We start from the raw sequence: 21,345 nt of genomic DNA, 5'->3' as shown, positions 1-21,345 counted from the left end.
GGTCAGGTCAGCGAGGCCAGTTCCGCCGGCATCTCGCCGCGCGGACGCAGGTGGTCTTCGACGAAGGCCGGCGTGATCTCTTCGAGCGTGGCGGGGTTCCAGCGCGGGTTGCGATCCTTGTCGACCAGCACGGCGCGGATGCCTTCGGCGAAATCCTTGTTCGCGCAGAAGCCCAGCGAGGCCCAGTACTCGAGGCGGAACACCTCGGCCAGCGACATGCGCGGCACGCGCTGCCAGAGCTCGAAGCTCAGCGCGATGGAGCTCGGCGCGCCCTTGGCGAAGGTCTTCGAAGCAGTCTGCAGCCAGGCGTCGTCGCTTTGCACCTCGCGCAGGCGCTTGGCGATGTCGAGCAGGTCGTCGCCGGCCATCAGCGCGTTGATGGTGTCGTAGTGCTCGCGCACCTTCGACGCGGGCATCTCGGCGCCCTCGCCCGCCTGGGCCAGGATGCGCGACAGCGTGGCGCGGTCGGCCTTGGCGTCGCCGCCGGCCCACTGCGTGGACGCGATGGCCTCGATCACCGCGCCCTTGCGCTCGTGCGGCACCAGCACGTCGGCCAGGCCGCAGAAGATGGTGTCGTGCGCGTTGATGTTGGCGGCCGTGAGCGCCAGGAACAGGCCCGTGCGGCCCGGCGTGCGGCGCAGGAACCAGCTGCCGCCCACGTCGGGGTACAGGCCGATGTTGATCTCGGGCATGGCGATGCGGCTTTGCAGCGTCATCACGCGGTGCGAGGCGCCCGCCAGCAGGCCCACGCCGCCGCCCATCACGATGCCGTGGCCCCAGCACAGGAAGGGCTTGGGGAAGGTGTGGATCAGGTGGTCGAGCTCGTACTCCTCGCGGAAGAAGTCTTCGGCGTAGGTGTTGCGCGCGGGGCCGCAGTCGAGCAGCGTCTGATACAGCTGGCGCAGGTCGCCGCCGGCGCAGAAGGCTTTTTCGCCCGCCGCGTCGAGCAGCACACCGACGATGCCGGCGTCGGCTGCCCACTCGCGCAGCTTGGGCGTGAGCAGGCGCACCATGTCCACGGACAGCGCGTTGAGCGAAGCCGGCGCATTGAGCGTGGCCACGGCAAAACGCTGGCCGCCGGCTGTCTTGATTTCGTTGAAGAGAACTACGTTGTCGGTCATTGTTTTCAGGTCCTGGGTGCGGCGGGGTCAGCGGATGTCGCTGTCGCCTTCCAGCAATTTTCGCGCAACGATGACGCGCATGATTTCGTTGGTGCCTTCGAGGATCTGGTGCACGCGCGTGTCGCGCACCAGGCGCTCGAGCGGGAACTCGCTCAGGTAGCCGTAGCCGCCGTGCAGTTGCAGCGCGTCGTTGCAGACGTTGAAGCCCGCATCGGTCGCGAAGCGCTTGGCCATGGCGCAATAGGTGCTCGCGTCCGCATGGCCCGCGTCGAGCTTGCTGGCGGCCAGCCGCACCATCTGCCGCGCGGCGACCAGCTCGGTCGCCATGTCGGCCAGCTTGAACTGCAGCGCCTGGAAGCTCGCGATCGGCTTGCCGAACTGCTGGCGCTCGTGCAGGTAGCGGCGCGCCGCGTCGAGCGCGCCCTGCGCCGCGCCCACCGAGCAGGTCGCGATGTTGATGCGCCCGCCGTCCAGGCCCTTCATGGCGATGCGAAAGCCCTCGCCTTCCTTGCCCAGCAGGTTCTGCGCCGGCACGCGCACGTTGTCGAAGTTGATGGTGCGTGTGGGCTGGCTGTTCCAGCCCATCTTGTGCTCCTTCTTGCCATAGCTCACGCCGGGCGCATCGGCCGGCACCGCGAAGGCCGAGATGCCGCTGGCGCCCGCGCCGCCCGTGCGCGCCATGAGCACCAGCACGTCGGTCGAGCCGGCGCCGGAGATGAAGGCCTTTCCGCCGTTGATGACGTACTCGGCGCCCTGCAGCTCGGCGCGCGTCTTCAGCGACCCCGCGTCGGAGCCCGCGCCCGGTTCGGTCAGGCAGTACGACGCCAGCTTGCGCCCGCTCGTGAGGTCTTCGCCCCACTGCTGCGCCACGGCGTCGGTGGCCCAGGTGCCGAGCATCCACGTCGCCATGTTGTGGATCGTGATGAAGGCGGTGGTCGACGGGTCGACCGCGGCCATTTCCTCGAACACCAGCGCCGAATCGAGCCGCGGCAGCCCAAGGCCGCCGATGCGCTCGGGCGCGTACAGGCCGCAAAAGCCCAGCTCGCCGGCCTTGGCGATGGCCTCGCGCGGAAAGACCGCCTCGGCGTCCCACTGCGCGGCGTGCGGTGCGAACTCGGCCTGCGCGAAATCGCGCGCGGTCTGTGCAAAGGCGTTCTGTTCTTCGGACAGTTCGAAATTCATGGTTGACGACCCTTCCAGAGGTCCAGTTCGGCGGTGCGTTTGCGGGTCGATTTTTCCAGGCACGCGTTGAACACCAGCGGCCAGATCGAGCCGCCTTCGTTCGCCTTCGCGGCCCGCTTGCACCCGGGGTCGCGGCCCTTGAGCCAGGTCCGCTGTTCGGTGCGCAGCGCGACGCGCATCTGCGGCGAGAGCGTCTTCATCACCTCGCCGTAGCGGATGTTGAGCTCGGCGTCGGCCGCGCGGAAATCGCGCAGCGCGCAGTCGTTCATCTGCTGCTGATTGCCGTTGGGATTGCAGTCGACCGGCTCGTCGGAGCCGGCCGCCTGCGCCCCGCCGGCCAGCAGGGCAAGCGCCGCCGTGGCGGCCCAGGCTGCGACGCGAAGCCCCTGCCTCACTTGAGGCTGATCGTCGTGTTGACGCCGTGCGAGACGGTGCTGTCGTCGAACCAGCGTGCCGTCACGGTCTTGGTCTGCGTGTAGAACATGATGACCTGCTTGCCGTACGGGCCCAGGTCGCCGAGCTTCGAAGCGCGCGAACCGGTGAACGAGAACATCGGGACCGGCACCGGGATCGGCACGTTGATGCCGACCTGGCCCACGTCGATGTCTTCCTGGAAGCGGCGCGCCGCGGCGCCCGACTGCGTGAAGATCGCCGTGCCGTTGCCGTTCGGGTTGCTGTTGATCAGGTCGATGGCCTCGTCGATGGTCTCGGCGTCGGCGATGCACAGCACGGGGCCGAACACTTCCTGTTCGTAGATCGTCATGCCGGGCTTCACGCCGGTGAAGATCGTCGGGCCGACGAAGTTGCCCTTCTCGTAGCCAGGCACGGTGGGCTTGCGGCCGTCGAGCACCAGCTTGGCGCCGTCGGCTTCGCCGCGCTCGATCAGGCTGTTCACGCGGTCGTAGGCGGCGCACGAGACCAGCGGGCCCACGTCCACGCCCTTTTCAGTGCCCGCGCCGATCTTCAGCGTCTTGGCCTTCTCGATGAGCTCGGGCACCCAGTTGCGCGCCTCGCCCACCAGCACCGCGACCGACACGGCCATGCAGCGCTGGCCCGCCGCGCCGAAGCTCGCGCCGGCCAGTGCGTTGAGCGTCTGCTCCTTGTTCGCGTCGGGCATCACGATGGCGTGGTTCTTCGCGCCCATCATGCATTGCGCGCGCTTGCCGGCCAGCGTGGCGCGGTTGTAGACGTGCGTGCCGACCTTGGTCGAGCCGACGAAGCTGATCGCCTTGATGTCCTTGTGGTCGCAGATGCCGTTGACGACCGCTTCACCGCCGTGCACCACGTTCAGCACGCCGGGCGGCACGCCGGCTTCGAGCGCCAGTTCGCACAGGCGCATCGTGACCATCGGGTCTTGTTCGGAGGGCTTGAGCACGAAGGTGTTGCCGGTGACGATGGCCATCGGGAACATCCACAGCGGGATCATGGCGGGGAAGTTGAACGGCGTGATGCCGGCGCACACGCCCAGCGGCTGCAGCAGCGTGTAGGTGTCGACGCCGTTGGCCACGTTGTTGGCCAGCTCGCCCAGTTGCAGGTTGCCGATGTTCGAGGCGTGCTCGACCACTTCGAGGCCGCGGAACACGTCGCCTTCGGCGTCCGGCAACGTCTTACCCTGCTCGGCCGTGAGGATCGCGGCCAGCTCGCCCATGTTCTCGCGGATGAGCTGCTGCAGCTTCAGGAAGATGCGGGCGCGCGCGCCGAGGGGGGTCTTGCGCCAGGTCTTGAAGGCTTCCTTGGCGGAGGCCACGGCGGCGTCGAGTTCAGCCTGGGTGGCGAAGGGCACGCGGGCCAGCACCTGTTGCGTGGCCGGGTTGACGACGTCGCGCCATTCGGTGGTCTTCGATTCGACGAACTTGCCGCCGATGAGCAGCTTGACGGTGGCGACCTGCGTCGAGGGGGTGGTGGTGGCGTCCATGGGGGTTTGTCTCCTGTGAATACGGGACCGGTTCGAACCGGTGCAGCCTGCATCCTAGCTTTGCAGATTTGCCATGACAATAGACAAATATGCGTCATCGCTTTGCAAAAATGCAAAGCACCGCACGCCACCCCACACGAGGCCGCACGCACATGGACTGGGACAACCTGCGCTACTTTCTCGAACTCGCCCGCTCGGGCACGCTGATGAGCGCGGCGCGCCGGCTGGAGGTCGACCACACCACCGTCGCGCGGCGCATCCAGGCGCTCGAAAAGGAGGTGGGCGCGCCCCTCTTTTCGCGCGAGGCCGGCGGCCACCGGCTCACCGAGGCGGGCCGTCGGCTACAGCCGCAGGTCGAGGCGATGGAGAGCGCCTTCCAGGCCGTGGAGAGCACCGCGCCGGCATCGCAGGAAGGCCTGTCCGGGCTGGTGCGCATCGGTGCCACCGAGGGCTTCGGCACCGTGGTGCTGGCGCCGCAGCTGGCGCTGTTCGCGGTGCAGCACCCGAAGCTCACCATCGACCTGCTCGCGATGCCGCGGCTGGTGCACCTGTCTCGGCGCGAGGCCGACATCGTCATCTCGCTCGAGCGGCCGGCGCGCGGGCCGGTGGTGGTCACCAAGCTCACCGACTACACGCTGCGCCTGTACGCATCCAAGCAGTACCTGGCCGCGCACAAGCCCATCAAGACGCGCGAAGACCTGCGCGGCCACACCTTCATCAGCTACGTGGACGACCTGCTGTTCAGCAAGGAGCTGCAGTACCTGGACGAACTGCACCGCCCCGACAGCTTTGCGCTGCGCAGCACCAGCGTGCTGGCGCAGCACCGGGCGGTGGCGGCGGGCGCGGGGATTGCGGTGCTGCCGGCGTTCATCGCGCAGGACGACCGCGCGCTCAAGCCGGTGCTGCCGGACGCGGCGAACTTCACGCGGACCTTCTGGATGTCGATGCCGGCGGAAACGAAGCACCTGGCGCGCATGCAGACGGTGTGGGAATTTCTGCGCGCGACGGCCACGGCCCAACAGCAGGTGCTGTTGCCCGACAGCGCGGCGAACGCCAGGTGACCGGCTCGCGCGCTCAGGAAAACAGGCGCTTCAGGAACCCAGGCTTGGCCGCCGGCGCCGGCGCCGCGGCCTTTTCGAGCAGCTCGATCAGCCCCTCCACGCGCGGCTTCTTCAGCCGGCGCGCGTAGTCGAGGTAGCTCTCTTCCTCGTCCATGCGATAGAACTGCGGCGGCATCGGCAGTTGGCCTGGCAGCGCCGCCAGCAGCACGCGCAGCGCGTCCAGCTGGTTCATGCGGATGGCGCTCATGATCGCGGTCTCGCCGAGCGAGGGAATGATCTCGTTGGGCTGCGCGAGCCCGCCGTCGAGCAGGGGCTGGATTGCCGCCGCATCGCCCTGGACCGCCGCGGCGCCCAAGGCTTCGAGCGCCGCCAGTTTCTCGGGCGAGAGGCTGGCCAGGTAGGCGTCGCTGCGCTTGTCGTCCTCGTCGCGCGCGTCGCCGCCCTGCATGACCATGAAGTCGGTCACGAGCGCCACGGGCTCGCCTGCGGCGTCGAGCGCCCAGAAGCTCGGGTAGCTGCCGTCGCCCCAGCCGGCGCTGAAGATCAGCACGTTGTTCGCGCTGCCCGCGCCCAGCGGGTAGTGGTCGGCGATGTCGGCCGAAGCGAGGTCTGCGCCGAGCACGTCGTCGTAGTAGCTCACGTACTCGGGGTTGGTGGCGGACTCGCGCGCCTCGCGCTCGGCCATGGCCTTGGCGCCGTCGGCGTCCATGAAGCAACCGACGCCGGCATCGACCGGGTAGCCGTAGAACTCGTCGCTGCCGAGTTCATCCTGCGATTGCCCTTCGAGCAGCGCCGCTTCCCACTGCAGATCGCTCGCCTGCAGGCTGCCGCGCTCACGCAGCCACAGCACGGCCAGCGCATGGCGGCCGCCGCCTTGCAGCACCTCGACGGGGAATGCACCGCGCCCGCTCACGCTGCGAACGAAGGGCTCGCGCTCGGGCTGCACTAGCGGGTCGCAGGCCACGATGCGGCCACTCGTGAGGTGCAGGGCCCCGCAAGGCTGGCGCTGCAGATGCCGTGCGCGCAGCGCCTCGTCGTCAAGAAAAATGCTCTGGAGGTTGTCGATGTCTAGGTAAGCCATGCGCCCAGTTTCTCATCCCCTGGCAGCGGCGGGCCACACCGGCGGATGGCTGCCCGGTGGCATCGAAGGCCGCGGCCAGGCGGCCGGCGTGCGCGACAGCTGCGCGCTGTGGCGCACCGCCGTCAGTTCGCCGAAGCCCGAGGCCGAGGTCTCGACATACGGCTCGACACCGGCCCGCGCGATCGACAGCCCGCCGTCCACGCGTCCCAGCCCGCGCAGCCACTGCCCCGTCTGCGCCAGCGACACCTGCACATGCCAGCTGCCGCCCTCCTGCTGCTGCCGCCACAGCGCCGCGGCGGCGCCCAGGGCGATCAGGTAACCGCTGGCTTCGTCGAGGATCTGCATCGGCATCGGGCGCGGCTTGCCGTCGCCCGCCGCTTCACCTTCCGCATGGTTGAAGCCCATGGCGGTCTGCACCAGCGAATCGAAGCCGCGCCGATCGGCCCACGGCCCCTGCGTGCCATAGGCCGTGAGCGACACGCAGACGATGCCCGGCCGCTCGCGCGCCAGCGCCTCGGGGCCGAAGCCCAGCGCCGCGACGCCGCCGGGACGGTAGCCCTGCACGAAGACATGCGCGTCGGCCACGAGGCCGTGCAGCACAGCGCGACCTTCATCCGTGCACAGGTCCACGTGCGTCGAGAGCTTGCCGCGGCTGGTGTCGGCGATGGATTCGATGTTCGGCAGGTTCGGCGAATTGACCAGCATCACGTCGGCGCCATAAGCCGCCAGCGCCCGGCCGCCGACCGGGCCCGCGAGGATGCGTGTGAGGTCGAGCACGCGCAGGCCTTCGAGCGGGCGCTGGTCATCGCGCAGCGGCGGCAGCGCGCGCGGCGGTGCATCGCCGATGCGCTCGATGGTGAAGAGCGGCTGCGCCGCGACCGCCTGCCCCTGCGGCGTCGCGTCCCATTCGTCGAAGCGGCGCAGTGCGGTCGCCACCAGGCCTTGCGCGGCGGCGGCCGATTCGAAATCGATCGCGCGCCAGCCGGCCATCGCGGCCTCGGCATCGGCGCGCGTGGCGCTGGCCGGGTCCAGTTTCATCAGGCGCAGCGCACCTTCGCGGTGGTGCTTGAAGTTGGCGTGGATGCGCACCCAGCCGTCGGCGCAGCGGTACACGCCCGAGAAGGTGTCCCACAGGTCGGGCACGCGGCCGTCGAGGCTGAACCAGCCCGTGCAGTCGAGCGCGGCGTGCAGCGTGTCGACCGCCACCTCTTGCCGCGCCACGCCGCGCCGGTGTCCCAGCTCGCAGGCCGCGAGCGCGGCGGCGGCGATGCTGGCCTGCGCCGCGAGGCCGACCGCGAAGGACGACGGCAGCACCGGGTCGGCGCCCGTGAGCCGCGCGAAGGCGAGCGCCTCGGCGGGCAGCCCCGCCAGTTGCCAGAGACCCGCCAGGACTTCTTCACTCGTTGCCATGCGTCAACCCTTCAGGGGAAAGAGGAAATGAAAAAGGCAGGGTCCGCTTGCGCGGCCCTGCCTGTGTTGTGTGTCGTTGCGTTCGCGACCTTGTGTCGATGGCTTACTGGATCAGCTTGGCACCGGTCTTGGCCTGCAGCGCGTCGAAGCTCACGCCCGGCGCGAGTTCGATCACCTTGAGGCCTTCAGGCACGACGTCCATCACGGCCAGGTCGGTGATGATGCGGTCGACCACGCCCACGCCGGTCAGCGGCAGCGAGCATTGCTCGAGGATCTTCAGGTCTTCGGTGCCGTCCTTCTTCTTGGCGACGTGTTCCATCAGCACGATCACGCGCTTCACGCCGGCCACGAGGTCCATGGCGCCGCCCATGCCCTTGACCATCTTGCCGGGGATCATCCAGTTGGCGAGGTCGCCCTTGGCGCTGACCTGCATGGCGCCCAGGATCGACAGGTTGATCTTGCCGCCGCGGATCATCGCGAAGCTGTCATGGCTGCCGAAGATGGCGCTGCCGGGCAGCGTGGTGACGGTCTGCTTGCCGGCGTTGATGAGGTCGGCGTCGACGTTGTCTTCGGTCGGGAACGGACCGATGCCGAGCATGCCGTTTTCGCTTTGCAGCCAGACTTCCTTGGTGCCGGTGTGGTTGGCCACCAGGGTCGGGATGCCGATGCCGAGGTTGACGTAGAAGCCGTCTTCGAGTTCTTGGGCGGCACGGGCCGCCATCTGGTCTTGGGTCCAGGGCATCTCAGGCTCCTTCTTTCTTGTTGACGGCCTTCACGGCCGATTCGCTGCCGGCGGCGGCGGCCTGGGCGATGGCGGTCTGGGCCTCAACCTTGGCGGCGGCGGCATCGACCGAGGCGCTCACGGTGCGCTTCTCGATGCGCTTCTCGGGCGTGGCGTTGAGCACCAGCCGGTGCACGTAGATGCCCGGCAGGTGGATGTCGTCGGGGGCCAGCTCGCCCACTTCGACGATCTTCTCGACCTCGACGATGCAGACCTTGCCGGCCATGGCGGCGGCAGGGTTGAAGTTGCGTGCCGTGAGGCGAAAGCGCAGGTTGCCGGCCTTGTCGGCCACGTCGGCCTTGACCAGCGCCACGTCGGGCACCAGCGAATGCTCCATGACGTAGGTCTCGCCGCCGAACTCGCGCAGCTCCTTGCCTTCGGCCACTTGCGTGCCCACGCCGGTCTTCGTGAAGAAGGCCGGAATGCCCGCGCCGCCGGCGCGCAGCTTCTCGGCCAGCGTGCCTTGAGGCGTGAATTCGAGGGCCAGTTCACCGGCCAGGTACTGGCGCTCGAACTCCTTGTTCTCGCCCACATACGACGCGATCATCTTCTTGATCTGGCGCGTCTCGAGCAGCTTGCCGAGGCCGAAACCGTCGACGCCCGCGTTGTTCGAGATGACGGTGAGGTTCTGCACGCCGGAATCCTTCAGCGCGTCGATCAGCGCTTCGGGAATGCCGCACAGGCCGAAGCCGCCGACCGCGAGCGTCTGCCCGTCGGCCACGACCCCCTTGAGTGCCGCGTCTGCGGAGGGATAAATCTTGTTCACTCGGGCTCCTTGATGGGTGGTGGAGAGTGGGTGGGAAAGGCTTCAACGATACTACCTACTCGTATACGTAGTATTTCGTAATGGTGACACCCGATGCCCGAGATCGATTACCGGCTGGCTTTTGAACATGCACCCGTCGGCATGGTGGTCTCGAGCAACCGCACCATCGTCGCCTGCAACCAGCGCGTGTGCGAAATTTTCGGCGCGGAGCCCTCCGCGCTGGTCGGGCATTCGTTCAGCATCCTGTACCCCAGCGTGGCGGAGTTCGAGCGCATCGGCAAGCGCATGGAGCCCTTTTTGAACGCCAGCGGCCACTATGCAGACAACCGCATGATGAAGCGCCTGGGCGGCCTGCACGGTGCGCTGGCCGGCGAGACCTTCTGGTGCCATGTCACGGGCCACGCGATGAACCGCGCGGCGCCACACGAGGCCGGCATCTGGACCTTCGAAGACCTGGGCTCGCGCCGCGCGGTGAAGGCCGAGCTCACGCCGCGTGAGCGGGAGGTGGCGGCGCAAGTCATGCGCGGGCTGACGTCGAAGGAGATCGGGAAGGCGCTGGGCATCAGCCATCGCACCGTTGAATTGCATCGGGCGCGGTTGATGCGCAAGTACGCGGCGGCGACGACTGCGGAGCTGGTGCAGAAGCTGATCGCGGGGTGATCTTTTTCAGGGCGCGTGCACAGGCCACCGGGTACTTCCCTCCGCGAATGTCCCCCGGGGCTTCGCCCCTCCTCCTTGATTTCGCTGCGGGAAGCACCCAGTGTCCTGCGCCCGCTCGGCGCTGTCGTCGTGCGAGGCGATCAGCCTGCGTCGCGCGACAGCACCATCTCCATGCGGACCAGGTCGCGCAGCGGGATGCCGTTCTGCTTCGTCGCCTTGCCCCAGCGGCGCACGAAGTAGTCGACGTCGACCCCGACGATCCGAAAGCCGAAGCGTTGGTAGAAGGCCAGCTCACGCAGGCTGCTGTTGCCTGTGCCGACTTCGAGCCGGTGCGCACCGCGCTGCTTGGCAAGCGCTTTCGCCTTCTTCAGCATCGCGGTGCCGATGCCCTGGCCCTTGTGGGCTTCGGCCACGGCGATGTTCATGATCTCCCAGGTGTCGACGCGCGTGGCCATGAGTACCATCTGGCCGACGACTTCGCCGGCCTGTTCGGCCAGCCATTGCTCGCCGCGCAGCAGGTACTTTTCGATCTCGGGGCGCGGGCCGTCCGCGTCGAACAGGAGCGGCCAAGGCACCGCATCCGCCGGGGTGGCCCTGCGCATCGTCAAGCCCTTCATGTGAGTGTTTCGTACTTTCCGTTGCATGACCTCATTCTGAGTTCTGGGCAGAAGTTCCCTGCCAAAGCCCCCGGATCGTTGCGAAAACGGAAACGCCGTGTCGACAAAAGCCATGCGCCATCGCCGGTTGAGAGGCCTATCGTGGAACCCACGCGAACACACCGTTCGCCCCACACAGGAGCAGACACCATGTCCACACCCCTTCATTCGGAAAAGAACCTCCTTCAGCAAACCAGGCTGTCCGTGGCCCAGGCCCGCGCGCTGGCCGGGCACCAGGTGCCCGTGGCGCTCGGCCTTGCGGCGGTGATCCTGTCGGTGCTGGGCGTCAAGCCCTGAACCTGGCGGGGGGCCTTCACTCCGGCTTGATGTCGGCGCCCTTGATCACCTTCGACCAGGCCGCGAGTTCCTGGTCGACAAACTTGCCCAGCGTCGCGGGGTCCATGTAGGTCGCGAAGGCGCCCTGCTCGTCCACCTTCTTGCGGAAGGCCTCGCTCTCGACGATCTTTTTGATCTCGGCGCTGAGCTTGTTCACCACCTCGGGCGGCGTCTTCGCCGGCGCGAACACCGCGAACCACGACTCGACCTCGTAGCCCGGCAACCCGGCCTCGGCCGAGGTCGGCACGTTCGGCATCGACGCGTGCCGCTTGCTGCCCGTGTACGCCAGCGCCTTGATGCGCCCGCCCGCGAAGTGGCCGATGACCGAGGGCGGCGTGGTGATGAAGATGTCGACATTGCCCGCCACCAGGTCGTTGATGGCCGGCCCCGAGCCCTTGTAGGGCACGTGCGTGGCCGGCTGCTTCGTCTGGCGCGACAGCAGCTCGCCCGCGATGTGCTGGATCGAGCCGTTGCCCGACGAGGCGTAGAACAGGCCGCCCTCCTTCTTCCTGCCGTACTCGATGAGTTCCTTCATCGAGGTCACGGGCAGCTTGCCGCTCACCGCGACCACGTGCGGCGCGCGCATCACCATCGCCACCGGCACGAAGTCTTTGGTCGGGCTCCAGCGCAGGTTCGGGTAGAGCGACGGGTTGCCGACGTGGTAGCCCGAGTACTGCAGCAGCAGCGTGTAGCCGTCGGGCGCGGCGCGGGCCACGAACTCGGTGCCGATGTTGCCGCTGGCGCCGGGTTTGTTGTCGACCACGACCGGCTGGCCCAGCGCGCGCTGCAGCGGGTCGGCGACCAGCCGCGCCATGATGTCGGTGGAGCCCGCGGGTGCCGTGGGCACCACGAAGGTCAGGGGTTTGGAAGGCCAGGTGTCGGCGTGCGAGGCGGCAGCGGCCAGCGCGAGGCCGACCGCGAGCAGGCGGTGAGCGGGTTTCATGGGTTTGTCTCCGGTGGTTTTTGTGGACTGTCTTCAGGCTGTGCGCGTCAGGGCGCCAGCTCCGAAATCTCGATGAGATTCAGGTCGGGGTCGCGCACGTAGACCGAGCGGATGCGCGACGTGGCGCCCGTGCGCATCACGGGCCCTTCGAGGATCGGCACGCCCTGCGCTTGCAGCCGCGCGATGACCTCTTCGAGCGGCACGCTGGCGATGAAGCACAGGTCGAGCGAACCGGGCGTGGGCAGCTCGGCCTTGGGCTCGAACTCGTGGCCCTTCACGTGCAAGTTGATCTTCTGGTTGCCGAAGCGGAAGGCCTTGCGGCCGGCGCCGAAGGTTTCCAGCGTCATGCCCATCGTCTCCATGTAGAAGCGCACGCAGGCCTCTTCGTTCGCGGTCGTGAGCACCAAGTGATCCAGGTGGTCGATCATGCGTTCTCCTTCTTGATGGGGCGCGCCTTTGCGCGCTCGACGATGGCGTTGAAATCGGCCGGCGGCGCATGACGCGCCAGCCGGTGGCCGGCATGCGAGACCTGGCCAGGCAGTTCGTGCTGCACGAGCGATTCGAGTTCAGCCGCAGCGCCGATCAACCCATCGAGGTCCATGCCGGTGTCGTAGCCCATGCACTGCAACATGTGGACCACGTCCTCGGTCGCGACGTTGCCGGTCGCGCCCGGCGCATAGGGGCAGCCGCCGATGCCGCCGAGCGACATGTCGAGCCGGCGGATGCCCGCCTCGACCGCCGCGATCGTGTTCGCCAGGCCCATGCCGCGCGTGTTGTGGAAATGCGCCGTCCATTCCAATGCCGGGTGCCGCGCGCGCACGGCCTCGCACACGGTTTGCACCTGCGTGGGGTAGGCCATGCCGGTGGTGTCGCAGAGCGTGAGGCCCTGCACGCCCAGCGCTGCAAAGCGGTCGGTCCAGCCGAGCACCGTGGCCAGCGGCACCTCGCCTTCCATCGGGCAGCCGAACACGCAGGAGAGCGACACGTTCACCGGCACCTTCGCCTGCTTCGCCAGCGCGATCACCTCAGCCAGCTGGGCGAACGACTGCTCGCGCGTCATCCGCAGGTTGCTGAGGTTGTGCGTCTCGCTGACCGACATGACGACGTTGAATTCGTCGATGCGGCTTTCGAGCGCGCGCTCGGCGCCGCGCACGTTGGGCACGAGCGCGGTGTAGACCACGCCCGGCCAGCGCGCGATGCGCTGCATCACTTCTTCGCCGTCGCGCAGCGCGGGAATGGCCTGGGCCGAAGTGAACGAGGTGACCTCGATCTTGGCGTAGCCGAGCGTGCCGAGCCGGTCGATCAACGCGATCTTGTCGTCCGTGGGGATGAAGCGGCTTTCCATCTGGAAGCCGTCGCGCGTGGCGACCTCGTTGATGAACAGCCGCGTGCCGTTGCCGGTTTTCATAGGGCCTCGCTTTCCGCGCTGCGCACCGGCCAGCCCGCGCCCTGCAGGTCCGCCGTGTGTTCACCCAGGCGCGGCGCCGCGTGCGCGATGCGCCCCGGCGTGGCGCTGAGCTTGGGCACCACGCCCGGCACCTTGAGCAGCGCGCCGTCGGAGCCACGCGTTTGCACGATCATTTCGCGTGCCAGGTACTGCGGATCGGTCGCGATGTCGGCCACCGTGTAGATGCGACCGACCGGCACGCCCGCCGCGTCGAGCACGGCCAGCACCTCGTCGCGGCTGCGCTGCAGGGTCCAGGCTTCGATGGCCGCATCGATCTCTTCCACGCGCAGCACGCGGCCGTCGTTGTGCACGAGGCCGGGGTCGTTCTCCAGGTCCGCGCGGTCGATGGCGCGCATCAGCCGGCAGAAGATGCTGTCGCCGTTGCCCGCCACCAGCACGTAGTGGCCGTCACTGCAGCGGTAGGCGTTGGTCGGCGCGATCCCCGGCAAGGCGCTGCCGGCCCGTTCGCGCACGGCACCGAAGGCGTCGTACTCGGGCAGCAGGCTTTCCATCACGTTAAAGACCGACTCGTACAACGCCACGTCGATGAACTGGCCCTCGCCGCCGTGGGCCGTGCGGTGGTGCAGCGCCGTGAGCACGCCGATCACGCCATGCAGCGCGGCCAGCGTGTCGCCCAGCGAAACGCCCACGCGCACCGGCACCCGGCCGGGCTCGCCGCTGAGGTAGCGCAGCCCGCCCATCGATTCGCCGAGCACGCCGAAGCCCGGCTTGTCGCGGTAGGGGCCGGTCTGCCCGTAGCCCGAGATGCGCAGCATGATGAGCCGTGGGTTCAGCGCATGCAGCTGCTCCCAGCCCAGGCCCCAGCCTTCGAGCGTGCCGGGCTTGAAGTTCTCGATCAGCACGTCCGCTTCGCGCGCCAGTGCGCGCACGGCCTCCTGCCCTTCGGCGCTGCGCAGATCGAGGCACACCGAGCGCTTGTTGCGCGACTGCACCTCCCACCACACCGAGGTGCCATCGCGCAGCAGCCGCCACTTGCGCAGCGGATCGCCGACGCCGGCGGGCTCGACCTTGATCACGTCGGCGCCGAACTCGGCGAGCGTCTTGCCGGCGAACGGGCCGGCGATGAGCTGGCCGAGCTCCAGCACCTTCAGGCCTTCGAGTGCGTTCATCTTTCTCTGTCTCCAGGTGGGTTGCCCCGACTCTAGGAACAGATGGCGATGAACGGAATTGCTCGGATGGCAGCAGGCCTTCGCGAAACGCGAAGCCCCCTGCGGTGCGCCCTACTTTTTCTTCAGCGTGGACGCAGGCCTGGCAACCACCGGCGGCTCGGCCGGCGTCTTCACCCAGCCGCGCAGCATCACGCCCAGGCAGATGCCGGCCGCGAAGATGAGCCAGTACACCCACGAAGGCAGGTTCTCCACACCGCTGTGCAGGTTCATGCCGAAGGCCGCGCCGACGGCCATGAGCGGAAAGGTCAGTGCGGCGATGGTGTTGAGCTTGTGCTGCGCACGGCTCATCTCGAGGGCCGAATGCGCCTGCGCCTCGGCGGCGCGTGCGAGCCGGTAGTCGAGCGACATGCGCGTGTCGGCCAGCAGCAGCTCGAAGCCGCGTGCGATCTCCACCGCGAGGTCGCGCTGGTCGATGAGCATCAGGTCGCCCTTCACCGCATCGCGCGCGGCCTGCAGGGTGTCCTGCATGTTCCGCGCGGCGCGGGTGAGCGGGATCAGCGGGCCGAGGATCTGGAACAGGTCTTCCGAGGTCTCGGCGGCCTGGTGGCGGATCTCGAAGGTGCTGAACGCGGCGCGGTAGCTTTCGAGCAGCTTGGCGAGCGCGCGCTCGCCGGGGTTGTTGCCCTTGTGCAGCCATGCGCCGTCGGGCTTGCGCAGGAACACGATGGGCTTGCGCTCGGCGCCGGTGCCCGAGGGCGGCTCGTGCAGGATCACCATCAGGTGCTCCTGCTCGTGGATGATGCGCTGCGCGCCGTAGGTGCTGCCGCCCAGCCGCTGCTGCATGGCAGCGGGCAGTTCCCAGTCGTAGTCGATTCGTCTTGGCATCAGGGGGCCTGCAGTTCTTTCCACAAGGTGTCGAATTCGTCCGCGAAGCGGCGCACCAGCGGCGGGTCGTTGCTCAGCACCAGGTTCTCCTCGTTGTACTCGCAGGCGCTGCGGGTCCAGTTGTAGCTGCCGTTGAGCAGCCGCGCGCCGTCGAAGATCGCGAACTTGTGGTGCATGTGGGCCTCGGTGCGGTCCACCGCCACCGGAATGCCGGCCGCGCGCAGCTGGCCGACGTCGCTGCCGCGGTCGTACTCCTTGTCGTTGTCGGTGATGAAGCGCACCGTCACGCCGCGCCGGTGCGCCGCCAGCACCTCGGCGGTGATGCGGTCGTCCGAGAGCGTGAACACGCACAGGTCGACCGCGCGCTTCGCCGTTCGCAGCTGCTGGTTGATCGCCTGCAGGCAGGCCGTGCCCGGGCTGAAGTGGGCCTGCGAGCGCACCGTGACGCTGTCGGGTGAACGGCCGGTGTCGATCGCGCGCACCACGCCTTCGAGCCACTTGAGCAGCGACAGCTGCTCGGGGTCGGCGGTGCGCGAGCGTACGAGGTCGAAGGCGCGGTTGCGCAGCTGGCGCAGGCCGTCTTCGGGCGGCGAGGCCTCGCGCAGGGTGTGGACCAGCACACGGCGCTCGTCGTCGCTCAGGCGCGTGTCGGCCAGGGTGGCGTCGAGTTGGGCCAGCAGTTCGGGCAGTGCGGACATCAGTGATCCTTGTCGGCTTTGGGCGGAGATGGTGGCGGTGGCACGCGCTTGGGCGCGGCCCGCGTGGCCTGCACCTCGGCGGCGAGGCGCTCCATGTCCTGCTTGATCGAACGGTCGAGTTCCAGCCGGCGTTCGGTGGCGGTCACCAGCGGCAGGATCAGCTCGCGGTAGGTCACGGCGATCTGCAGCATGGCGTCGGCCAGGCGCTGGCTTTCGTTCGGCCCCTCTGCGACGGGCTTGGGCTCGGGCTTGAGTGCATCGACCGCACGCGCCACGTCGAGCATGCTGCTCGCGATGCGCTGGCTGCCGTCCACGTCGGCGCCGCCGAGCTTTCGCTGGCGCACGAACTCGTCGCAGATGGCGGTCCAGCGGGCGCTCTCCTCCGGCGTCGGGCTGCCGAGCAGCTGGGCCAGGCGCAGCAGGTTTTCTTCCGCGCCGGTGGTCAGCGTCTGGGCCTCGCCGCGGTAGTGGTCGCGCAGCAGTGCGTCGAGCTCGTCGTCGCGCATCAGCGGCGTGATCTTGCCCGCGAGCTTGGTCATGTTGCGGTAGCTGCCCTGCAGCTTGAACGGCGGCGCGATGCGGTAGCTCTCCTGCTGCGCAGCCGAGGCGATGTAGGCCAGGTTGACCTTCAGCAGCAGGTCTCGCGCGCGGAACAGGCGCTGCAGCAGCGCCTTGATCTCTTCCAGCTCGACCGAACTGTAGGCGTGCGAGAGCGCGCTGCTCGGCACGTCGTGGCCCTGCGCCATCTTCACCAGCAGCTGCACGTCCTTCGGGTCGCGCGAGGCCAGCGGCATCAGCGTGGGGTTGGAGGTCAGGCTGTTCTCGATGTACGAGAGCGCGAACGCCGCCTCGCGGCCCGAGAGCACGTCGCCCAGGTTGTAGATGTCGGCGCGGTTGGCCAGCATGTCCGGGATCTTGAACACGTCGCCCGACTCGGTGTAGGGGTTGCCCGCCATAACGATCGCGAAGCGCTTGCCGCGCATGTCGTAGCTGCGCGGCTCGCCGTTCCACACGCCCTCGATGCGGCGCGTGCCGTCGGCCAGCGCGATGAACTTCTGCAAAAACTCGGGGCTGGTGTGCTGGATGTCGTCCAGGTACAGCATCACGTTGCTGCCCATGGCCAGGCCGAGGTTGAGCTTTTCCAGCTCCTGCCGCGCCGCGCTGTTGGGCGCGTTCGCCGGGTCGATGGCCGTCACGCCATGGCCCAGCGCCGGGCAGTTGATGCGCACGAAGATCAGGCCGAGGCGGTCCGCCACGTACTCCATGAGCGTCGTCTTGCCGTAGCCGGGCGGCGAGATCAGCAGCAGCAGGCCCATGCGGTCGGTGCGGCTGCCCTCGCCCGCCGAGCCGATCTGCTTGGCGAGGTTGTCGCCGATGATGGGCAGGTACAGCTCGTCGATCAGCTGGTTGCGCACGAAGGTCGAGAGCGGCTTGGCCTGGAACTGGCTCAGCTTGAGCCGCGCCTTCTCGCGCTCGAGCAGCTCGTGGCGCAAGCTGTGCAGCGCCTCGTAGCCCGGCACCGCGTGCAAGGTGTGGAACAGGAAGCGGCGCCAGAAGTCGTTGAGGTTCAGCGTCAGGCGCCCTTCGGCGACGCGCGGGTGCTCGCCGCGCAGTCCCTCGACGGTGCGGTCGAGCGCCGCGTTGACGCGGGTGCGCTGCAACGGCATGGCCAGCACGCTGGCCGCGTCGTCGGTCCAGTCGACCGATTGCGGCGCCTGGTGCGTCGCGTAAGCGCGCACCCAGTCGCGCGCCAGGCGCCAGCGCTCGGCGGGCGGTGCGGCGTCGAGGTCGTGCTGCCACGCGTCGCGCCGGCCGCCGCGCTCCAGCTCGCGCAGCAACGCCGCCGCGAGGTCCTCGCCCGCGCCCGAGACGGTCCAGGTCTCGCCGCCATGCGGACCGGCGAGTTCGCGCACGAGGTACGCGGCGGCCTGGTCGCACAGGGTGGTCACGCGGCCGTCGCGTGCATCGCGTTCCTCATCGTTTTCAGCGTCGGCCGGCGGCAGCAGGTCGGGCACCACGTCGCGGGCGAAGTGGTTCAGTGCACGCGCGATGTCGGCTTCGAGCTGCTCCAACGCATCGCGCCGGCCGAACAGCGCCAGCATCTGCATCGCGGCACGCGCGCGGCGCAGCATCGATTCGCGGTGCGCGATCAGGTGGCCGTGCTGCCAGTAGAGCAAGGCCAGCGCGCGTTCGGTCGGGCCCCAGGCGAGCAGGCCCGCCTGGTCCTGCATGCCGACGAGCGCGCCCAGCAGGCGCATCGCGTCGTCGTCGTGGATGCCCTTCTGGTAGCCCTCCTGGTAGCGGGCCGCGGCAAAGCGGCGAACCATGTCGAGCAGTTGCGGATGCAGCGGGTCTTCGGCCAGCAGCGTGAGCACCTCGGCCCAGGTGCGCTCGGCCTTGCCGGCGAGCAGCGCCTCCAGCAGCCGGCCGGCGAGGTATTCGGCGCGCGACAGCTCGGGCGTCTCGGACACCAGCGACTGGTTCCAGTAGCGCTGCAGCGGCAGCAGCCGCGGCTCATCGACCGGGCTCTGGTAGTCGGTGCCCGTCACCTGGTAGGCCATGCCTTCGTCGCGAGCGACCAGTGTCAGGTCGACCGGCTGGCGGTGCACGGTGAAGGCGTGGCGGCCCAGGCGCAGCGTGTCGCCGCCCTCGCTCACCAGCTCGCGCTTGTCGCGGATGGAACGCAGGGCCTGGTCGCGCGCGGTCTTCAGGCGCGTGTCGAGCTCGTCGGCCGGCACCGCGGCGCCCAGCGTGCGCAGGTCGGCGATCAGCGTGTGCAGCTTGCCGATCATCGGGTCGGCCGCGAAGTAGCTGTGCACCTGCGTCAGGTCGCCGAACTGCGCGATGCGGCGCGGAATGCCGTCGAGGATGCGCCCCGCCGCGTCGACCACGCCCTGCGCGCGGCGCTGGCGGGCGTCGACCAGGCTCTGGCGGCGCGCGGACAGCGCCTCGTACACGGTCTCGCGCTTCTCGGCGATGTCGGCCAGGAAGTCTTCCTGCTCGGCGAAGCGGCCTTCGATTTCTTCGAGCTGGGCCAGCAGGCGCGTGAGCGCGTCGTCGCACTTCTCGGGCGTGTCGGCGAACTCCAGCGCGTTCTCGACCGCCTGGCTGAAGAGCTTGAACTGCGCGCCGAATTCGGCACGCGCCTCGGTCGCGCCCAGCGACTTGCGCCGCGCACGCGCATCGGCGCGCATGCGGTTGATGTCGGCATAGATCAGCGAGATGCGGTCCAGGATCGACGTGCGGATCACCGCATCGCCGCCCGGCAGGCTGCCCAGCTGCTCGGTCAGCAGGTCGAGGCCGGCCGCCTGCTCGTCGAGCGTGGCCAGCATCTGGCCGAGCGCCGGCGAGGTGGCGAGGTTGGGGAGTTCGAGCGCGAGCTTGTCCAGCGCCTGGCGCTGGCCGTGGAAGGCCGTGTCGGCCGCCAGGAACTGCATCGCGCGCTCGCCGATGCGCTGCTGCTCGACCTCGAGCGCGGCGTCCATCGCGGCGATGCGCGGCAGGTCGGCGTAGCGCAGCTCCTTGAGCATCTGCAGCGCGCCGCGCCGTTCGCGCAGCCGGCCCAGCGCCTTCACGAAATCGTCGGGCGCGCGCCAGAGTGTGCTGGCAATGTCGACCAGCAGCGCGTGCTGCTCGTCTTCCGCGCGGGCCAGCGCGCGCGCGGTTTCCCGGCGGATGGTGTCGACTTTTTCGAACTCGGCCAGCGTGCTGCGCGCCACCTCGGCGATGCTGCGCAGCTCGCCCATGAGGCCTGTGGCCTCGGGCGCGTCGAGCCAGAAATAGGCGTCGCTCACGCGGGTGCACTGGCGGATCAGGTCTTCGTAGGCGGCGCGCGTAGGCGCCTGCTCGCGCACCGCGCGGGCGATGCCCATGAGGTCGCTCACGCCGCGCACCAGCTCGGCGTTGCCGATCTTGCCGAAGAAGCCGGTGGCGGGCGGCTGTGCACTCACGTGCTCTTCGCTGGCAAACGGCGTCTGCCACAGCTGCATCGGGTGCACGCGCGTGGGCTCGACGTCGTCGCCATTGAACACCAGCATGCGGCCGTCGGCAAAGCGCGCGTAGCCGTTGGCGATGATCGGCGTGGCGAGCTTCTTGTCGATCAGGTTGTAGTTGAACAGCGCATAGCGCCCCGGCTTCGGGTCGTAGAACACATAGGCCACGTCCTCGCCGTTGGGCGAGCGCAGCATGCGCTTGAAGCGCAGGTTTTCCACCACCTCGGCCGGCAGGTCGAAGCGCTTGTACTCGCCCGACTGCAGGTAGTAGCCGCCCGGAAAGATGATGCCGTGGTCTTCGGGAAGCTGCACGCAGGAGCCGCCGATGGCGTCGATGCGCTCGACCTGCTGCGTGCGGATGTTGAACACCAGGTAGCGCGTGACCTGCTCGCGGTAGGGCTTCACGCGCAGCAATATCAGCATGCCCAGCTTGGCCCAGGCGATCTCGGCGTCGGTGAGCGACTGGCTCTTGTCTTCCACCGGCTCGCTGTAGATGCCCAGCCCGGTCTCGGTGTTGTTCTCGATCTTGACCGTGAGGTCGCCGCCCAGCGTCTCGACGAACACCGTGTCGAGCACGTTCACGTGCGGATGCTTGCCGCCCACGTGGTCTTCGCGCGTGGCCACGGTCCACTCGAAATCGTGGCTCGCGGGCAAGGCGATGTCGCGCTCGCCGCGGTTGTCGATGTAATTGATGTTGCCGTTGCGCTCGATGGCCCAGCGGAACACGCGCACGTCGTGCAGCTGCTGGCCGATCTGGAACGAGGCCAGCAGCTTGTCCTGCGTCACGCGCAGCTGCAGCAGCGTGGCCTGCTTGTAGTAGGCGTAGAGCTCGCGGAAGTCGGAGGCGAAGCGCGCGTCTTCCAGGAAGGTGCCGGCCAGCGGCACGGGCTGCAGCTCGTCGTTCTCGGTGGCGGCTTCGCCCGGCGATGCGAGCCGGTACAGGCCGAACACGTCGCCCACGGCCGTTTCCTTGCGCAGGCCGATGAAGACGTTGTAGCCGAACAGCAGCAGGTCGCCGATGCGCACGATGTCGCGCGCCACCGCGTTGTTCTCGGTGCGCGCGCGGGTGCGCAAAATCAGCGCCTGGTCGGAGCGGCCGAACTCGGCCAGCCGCTGCTCGTTGAGCGCCTGCGTCTTCTTGAGCAGGCCCTCGCCCTGGGTTTCGAGCCGCTTCTTCAGCAGGTCGTAGCTGCCGCTGCCGGAGACCAGCGCTTCGGTGGGGTCGATGGGGGCCTGGGCGCCGGGCGGCGCTGCGGTGTCGTCGGTGGGTTGCATGGATCG

The 21,345-nt window shown here is 68.6% G+C and carries 19 protein-coding genes; 3 read left to right on the top strand and 16 right to left on the bottom strand.

The annotated features are described in order from the left end of the window. Nucleotides 1-2: 2 nt before the first annotated feature. Genes AC1RAA_RS01405 through AC1RAA_RS01390 form a run of 4 tightly spaced genes read right to left on the bottom strand, consistent with a single transcriptional unit; the run spans nt 3 to nt 4,218 of the window. The gene (locus AC1RAA_RS01405) at nt 3-1,121 is read right to left on the bottom strand and encodes an enoyl-CoA hydratase/isomerase family protein (protein ID WP_492726091.1); all 1,119 of its coding nucleotides are present in this window, start codon (nt 1,119-1,121) and stop codon (nt 3-5) included. Nucleotides 1,122-1,148: 27 nt separating this feature from the next. Next, the gene (locus tag AC1RAA_RS01400; RefSeq protein ID WP_062476448.1) at nt 1,149-2,303 is read right to left on the bottom strand and encodes an acyl-CoA dehydrogenase family protein; all 1,155 of its coding nucleotides are present in this window, start codon (nt 2,301-2,303) and stop codon (nt 1,149-1,151) included. Next, a complete protein-coding gene (locus tag AC1RAA_RS01395; RefSeq protein ID WP_492726089.1) occupies nt 2,300-2,698 on the bottom strand; it encodes a lysozyme inhibitor LprI family protein in 399 nt (132 codons plus the stop codon). The genes AC1RAA_RS01400 and AC1RAA_RS01395 overlap by 4 nt, the downstream gene beginning before the upstream one ends. Beyond that, a complete protein-coding gene (locus tag AC1RAA_RS01390) occupies nt 2,695-4,218 on the bottom strand; it encodes a CoA-acylating methylmalonate-semialdehyde dehydrogenase (RefSeq protein WP_095947476.1) in 1,524 nt (507 codons plus the stop codon). The genes AC1RAA_RS01395 and AC1RAA_RS01390 overlap by 4 nt, the downstream gene beginning before the upstream one ends. Nucleotides 4,219-4,370: 152 nt before the next feature. Between AC1RAA_RS01390 and AC1RAA_RS01385 the strand changes: the two genes are divergently transcribed. Further along, on the top strand, nt 4,371-5,279 hold the full coding sequence (locus AC1RAA_RS01385; protein ID WP_062476442.1) for a LysR family transcriptional regulator: 909 nt from the start codon (nt 4,371-4,373) through the stop codon (nt 5,277-5,279). A gap of 13 nt (nt 5,280-5,292) precedes the next feature. Here the strand turns inward: AC1RAA_RS01385 and AC1RAA_RS01380 are convergent, their stop codons facing one another. The 4 genes from AC1RAA_RS01380 to AC1RAA_RS01365 form a co-directional block, all read right to left on the bottom strand. Next, the gene (locus AC1RAA_RS01380) at nt 5,293-6,360 is read right to left on the bottom strand and encodes a DUF4241 domain-containing protein (RefSeq protein ID WP_492726088.1); all 1,068 of its coding nucleotides are present in this window, start codon (nt 6,358-6,360) and stop codon (nt 5,293-5,295) included. A 12-nt stretch (nt 6,361-6,372) separates the two neighbouring features. Beyond that, nucleotides 6,373-7,770: a CoA transferase gene (locus tag AC1RAA_RS01375; protein ID WP_492726086.1), complete on the bottom strand. Its 1,398-nt coding sequence runs from the start codon at nt 7,768-7,770 to the stop codon at nt 6,373-6,375. A 103-nt stretch (nt 7,771-7,873) separates the two neighbouring features. Further along, nucleotides 7,874-8,512 (bottom strand): 3-oxoacid CoA-transferase subunit B, encoded by a 639-nt coding sequence (locus AC1RAA_RS01370; protein WP_056573812.1) that lies wholly within the window; start codon nt 8,510-8,512, stop codon nt 7,874-7,876. Nucleotide 8,513: 1 nt separating this feature from the next. Beyond that, nucleotides 8,514-9,317, bottom strand: a complete 804-nt coding sequence (locus AC1RAA_RS01365) for a CoA transferase subunit A (RefSeq protein ID WP_062476435.1) — start codon at nt 9,315-9,317, stop codon at nt 8,514-8,516. 93 nt (nt 9,318-9,410) lie between these two features. Here AC1RAA_RS01365 and AC1RAA_RS01360 point away from each other — a divergent pair, with 93 nt between their 5' ends. Further along, nucleotides 9,411-9,977 carry a LuxR C-terminal-related transcriptional regulator gene (locus AC1RAA_RS01360; RefSeq protein WP_062476432.1) on the top strand — a complete coding sequence of 189 codons (567 nt, stop codon included), beginning with the start codon at nt 9,411-9,413 and terminating at the stop codon, nt 9,975-9,977. A gap of 140 nt (nt 9,978-10,117) precedes the next feature. Here the strand turns inward: AC1RAA_RS01360 and AC1RAA_RS01355 are convergent, their stop codons facing one another. Further along, entirely contained in the window at nt 10,118-10,579 is a 462-nt protein-coding gene (locus AC1RAA_RS01355; protein WP_492726084.1) for a GNAT family N-acetyltransferase, read from the bottom strand. Between the two features lie 204 nt (nt 10,580-10,783). On the opposite strand from AC1RAA_RS01355, the gene AC1RAA_RS01350 reads away from it, so the two are divergent. Continuing rightward, nucleotides 10,784-10,930 (top strand): hypothetical protein, encoded by a 147-nt coding sequence (locus AC1RAA_RS01350; RefSeq protein WP_167395007.1) that lies wholly within the window; start codon nt 10,784-10,786, stop codon nt 10,928-10,930. A 16-nt stretch (nt 10,931-10,946) separates the two neighbouring features. Here AC1RAA_RS01350 and AC1RAA_RS01345 read toward each other — a convergent pair whose 3' ends face one another. The 7 genes from AC1RAA_RS01345 to AC1RAA_RS01315 all read right to left on the bottom strand — a co-directional run bounded on the left by AC1RAA_RS01345 (nt 10,947) and on the right by AC1RAA_RS01315 (nt 21,339). After that, entirely contained in the window at nt 10,947-11,912 is a 966-nt protein-coding gene (locus AC1RAA_RS01345; RefSeq protein ID WP_492726082.1) for a Bug family tripartite tricarboxylate transporter substrate binding protein, read from the bottom strand. Nucleotides 11,913-11,959: 47 nt separating this feature from the next. Then, the gene (locus AC1RAA_RS01340; RefSeq protein ID WP_492726080.1) at nt 11,960-12,340 is read right to left on the bottom strand and encodes a VOC family protein; all 381 of its coding nucleotides are present in this window, start codon (nt 12,338-12,340) and stop codon (nt 11,960-11,962) included. Next, entirely contained in the window at nt 12,337-13,320 is a 984-nt protein-coding gene (locus AC1RAA_RS01335) for a hydroxymethylglutaryl-CoA lyase (RefSeq protein ID WP_492726078.1), read from the bottom strand. Before AC1RAA_RS01335 ends, AC1RAA_RS01340 begins: the two co-directional genes overlap by 4 nt. Beyond that, complete coding sequence (locus tag AC1RAA_RS01330; RefSeq protein ID WP_492726076.1) at nt 13,317-14,489, bottom strand: CaiB/BaiF CoA transferase family protein; 1,173 nt, start codon at nt 14,487-14,489, stop codon at nt 13,317-13,319. Before AC1RAA_RS01330 ends, AC1RAA_RS01335 begins: the two co-directional genes overlap by 4 nt. Before the next feature lie 111 nt (nt 14,490-14,600). Then, nucleotides 14,601-15,374 carry a magnesium transporter CorA family protein gene (locus tag AC1RAA_RS01325; RefSeq protein ID WP_095947466.1) on the bottom strand — a complete coding sequence of 258 codons (774 nt, stop codon included), beginning with the start codon at nt 15,372-15,374 and terminating at the stop codon, nt 14,601-14,603. Continuing rightward, entirely contained in the window at nt 15,374-16,072 is a 699-nt protein-coding gene (locus AC1RAA_RS01320; RefSeq protein ID WP_492726074.1) for a phospholipase D-like domain-containing protein, read from the bottom strand. The genes AC1RAA_RS01325 and AC1RAA_RS01320 overlap by 1 nt, the downstream gene beginning before the upstream one ends. Further along, nucleotides 16,072-21,339 carry a DNA repair ATPase gene (locus tag AC1RAA_RS01315; protein ID WP_492726072.1) on the bottom strand — a complete coding sequence of 1,756 codons (5,268 nt, stop codon included), beginning with the start codon at nt 21,337-21,339 and terminating at the stop codon, nt 16,072-16,074. The genes AC1RAA_RS01320 and AC1RAA_RS01315 overlap by 1 nt, the downstream gene beginning before the upstream one ends. Nucleotides 21,340-21,345 lie beyond the last annotated feature (6 nt).

It is taken from the genome of Variovorax sp. GW823-FHT04F07, assembly GCF_058795995.1.
The sequence above is the reverse complement of the archived record's forward strand: the minus strand, read 5'-3'. Positions and strand labels throughout refer to the sequence as shown.

Excerpts from the sequence above, each read along its gene's own strand:
- AC1RAA_RS01405 (WP_492726091.1), bottom strand. The coding sequence starts at position 1,121 with ATGACCGACAACGTAGTTCTCTTCAACGAAATCAAGACAGCCGGCGGC.
- AC1RAA_RS01345 (WP_492726082.1), bottom strand. The coding sequence starts at position 11,912 with ATGAAACCCGCTCACCGCCTGCTCGCGGTCGGCCTCGCGCTGGCCGCT.
- AC1RAA_RS01350 (WP_167395007.1), top strand. The coding sequence starts at position 10,784 with ATGTCCACACCCCTTCATTCGGAAAAGAACCTCCTTCAGCAAACCAGG.
- AC1RAA_RS01360 (WP_062476432.1), top strand. The coding sequence starts at position 9,411 with ATGCCCGAGATCGATTACCGGCTGGCTTTTGAACATGCACCCGTCGGC.
- AC1RAA_RS01375 (WP_492726086.1), bottom strand. The coding sequence starts at position 7,770 with ATGGCAACGAGTGAAGAAGTCCTGGCGGGTCTCTGGCAACTGGCGGGG.
- AC1RAA_RS01380 (WP_492726088.1), bottom strand. The coding sequence starts at position 6,360 with ATGGCTTACCTAGACATCGACAACCTCCAGAGCATTTTTCTTGACGAC.
- AC1RAA_RS01355 (WP_492726084.1), bottom strand. The coding sequence starts at position 10,579 with ATGCGCAGGGCCACCCCGGCGGATGCGGTGCCTTGGCCGCTCCTGTTC.
- AC1RAA_RS01370 (WP_056573812.1), bottom strand. The coding sequence starts at position 8,512 with ATGCCCTGGACCCAAGACCAGATGGCGGCCCGTGCCGCCCAAGAACTC.
- AC1RAA_RS01325 (WP_095947466.1), bottom strand. The coding sequence starts at position 15,374 with ATGCCAAGACGAATCGACTACGACTGGGAACTGCCCGCTGCCATGCAG.
- AC1RAA_RS01335 (WP_492726078.1), bottom strand. The coding sequence starts at position 13,320 with ATGAAAACCGGCAACGGCACGCGGCTGTTCATCAACGAGGTCGCCACG.
- AC1RAA_RS01315 (WP_492726072.1), bottom strand. The coding sequence starts at position 21,339 with ATGCAACCCACCGACGACACCGCAGCGCCGCCCGGCGCCCAGGCCCCC.
- AC1RAA_RS01340 (WP_492726080.1), bottom strand. The coding sequence starts at position 12,340 with ATGATCGACCACCTGGATCACTTGGTGCTCACGACCGCGAACGAAGAG.
- AC1RAA_RS01400 (WP_062476448.1), bottom strand. The coding sequence starts at position 2,303 with ATGAATTTCGAACTGTCCGAAGAACAGAACGCCTTTGCACAGACCGCG.
- AC1RAA_RS01385 (WP_062476442.1), top strand. The coding sequence starts at position 4,371 with ATGGACTGGGACAACCTGCGCTACTTTCTCGAACTCGCCCGCTCGGGC.
- AC1RAA_RS01330 (WP_492726076.1), bottom strand. The coding sequence starts at position 14,489 with ATGAACGCACTCGAAGGCCTGAAGGTGCTGGAGCTCGGCCAGCTCATC.
- AC1RAA_RS01390 (WP_095947476.1), bottom strand. The coding sequence starts at position 4,218 with ATGGACGCCACCACCACCCCCTCGACGCAGGTCGCCACCGTCAAGCTG.
- AC1RAA_RS01320 (WP_492726074.1), bottom strand. The coding sequence starts at position 16,072 with ATGTCCGCACTGCCCGAACTGCTGGCCCAACTCGACGCCACCCTGGCC.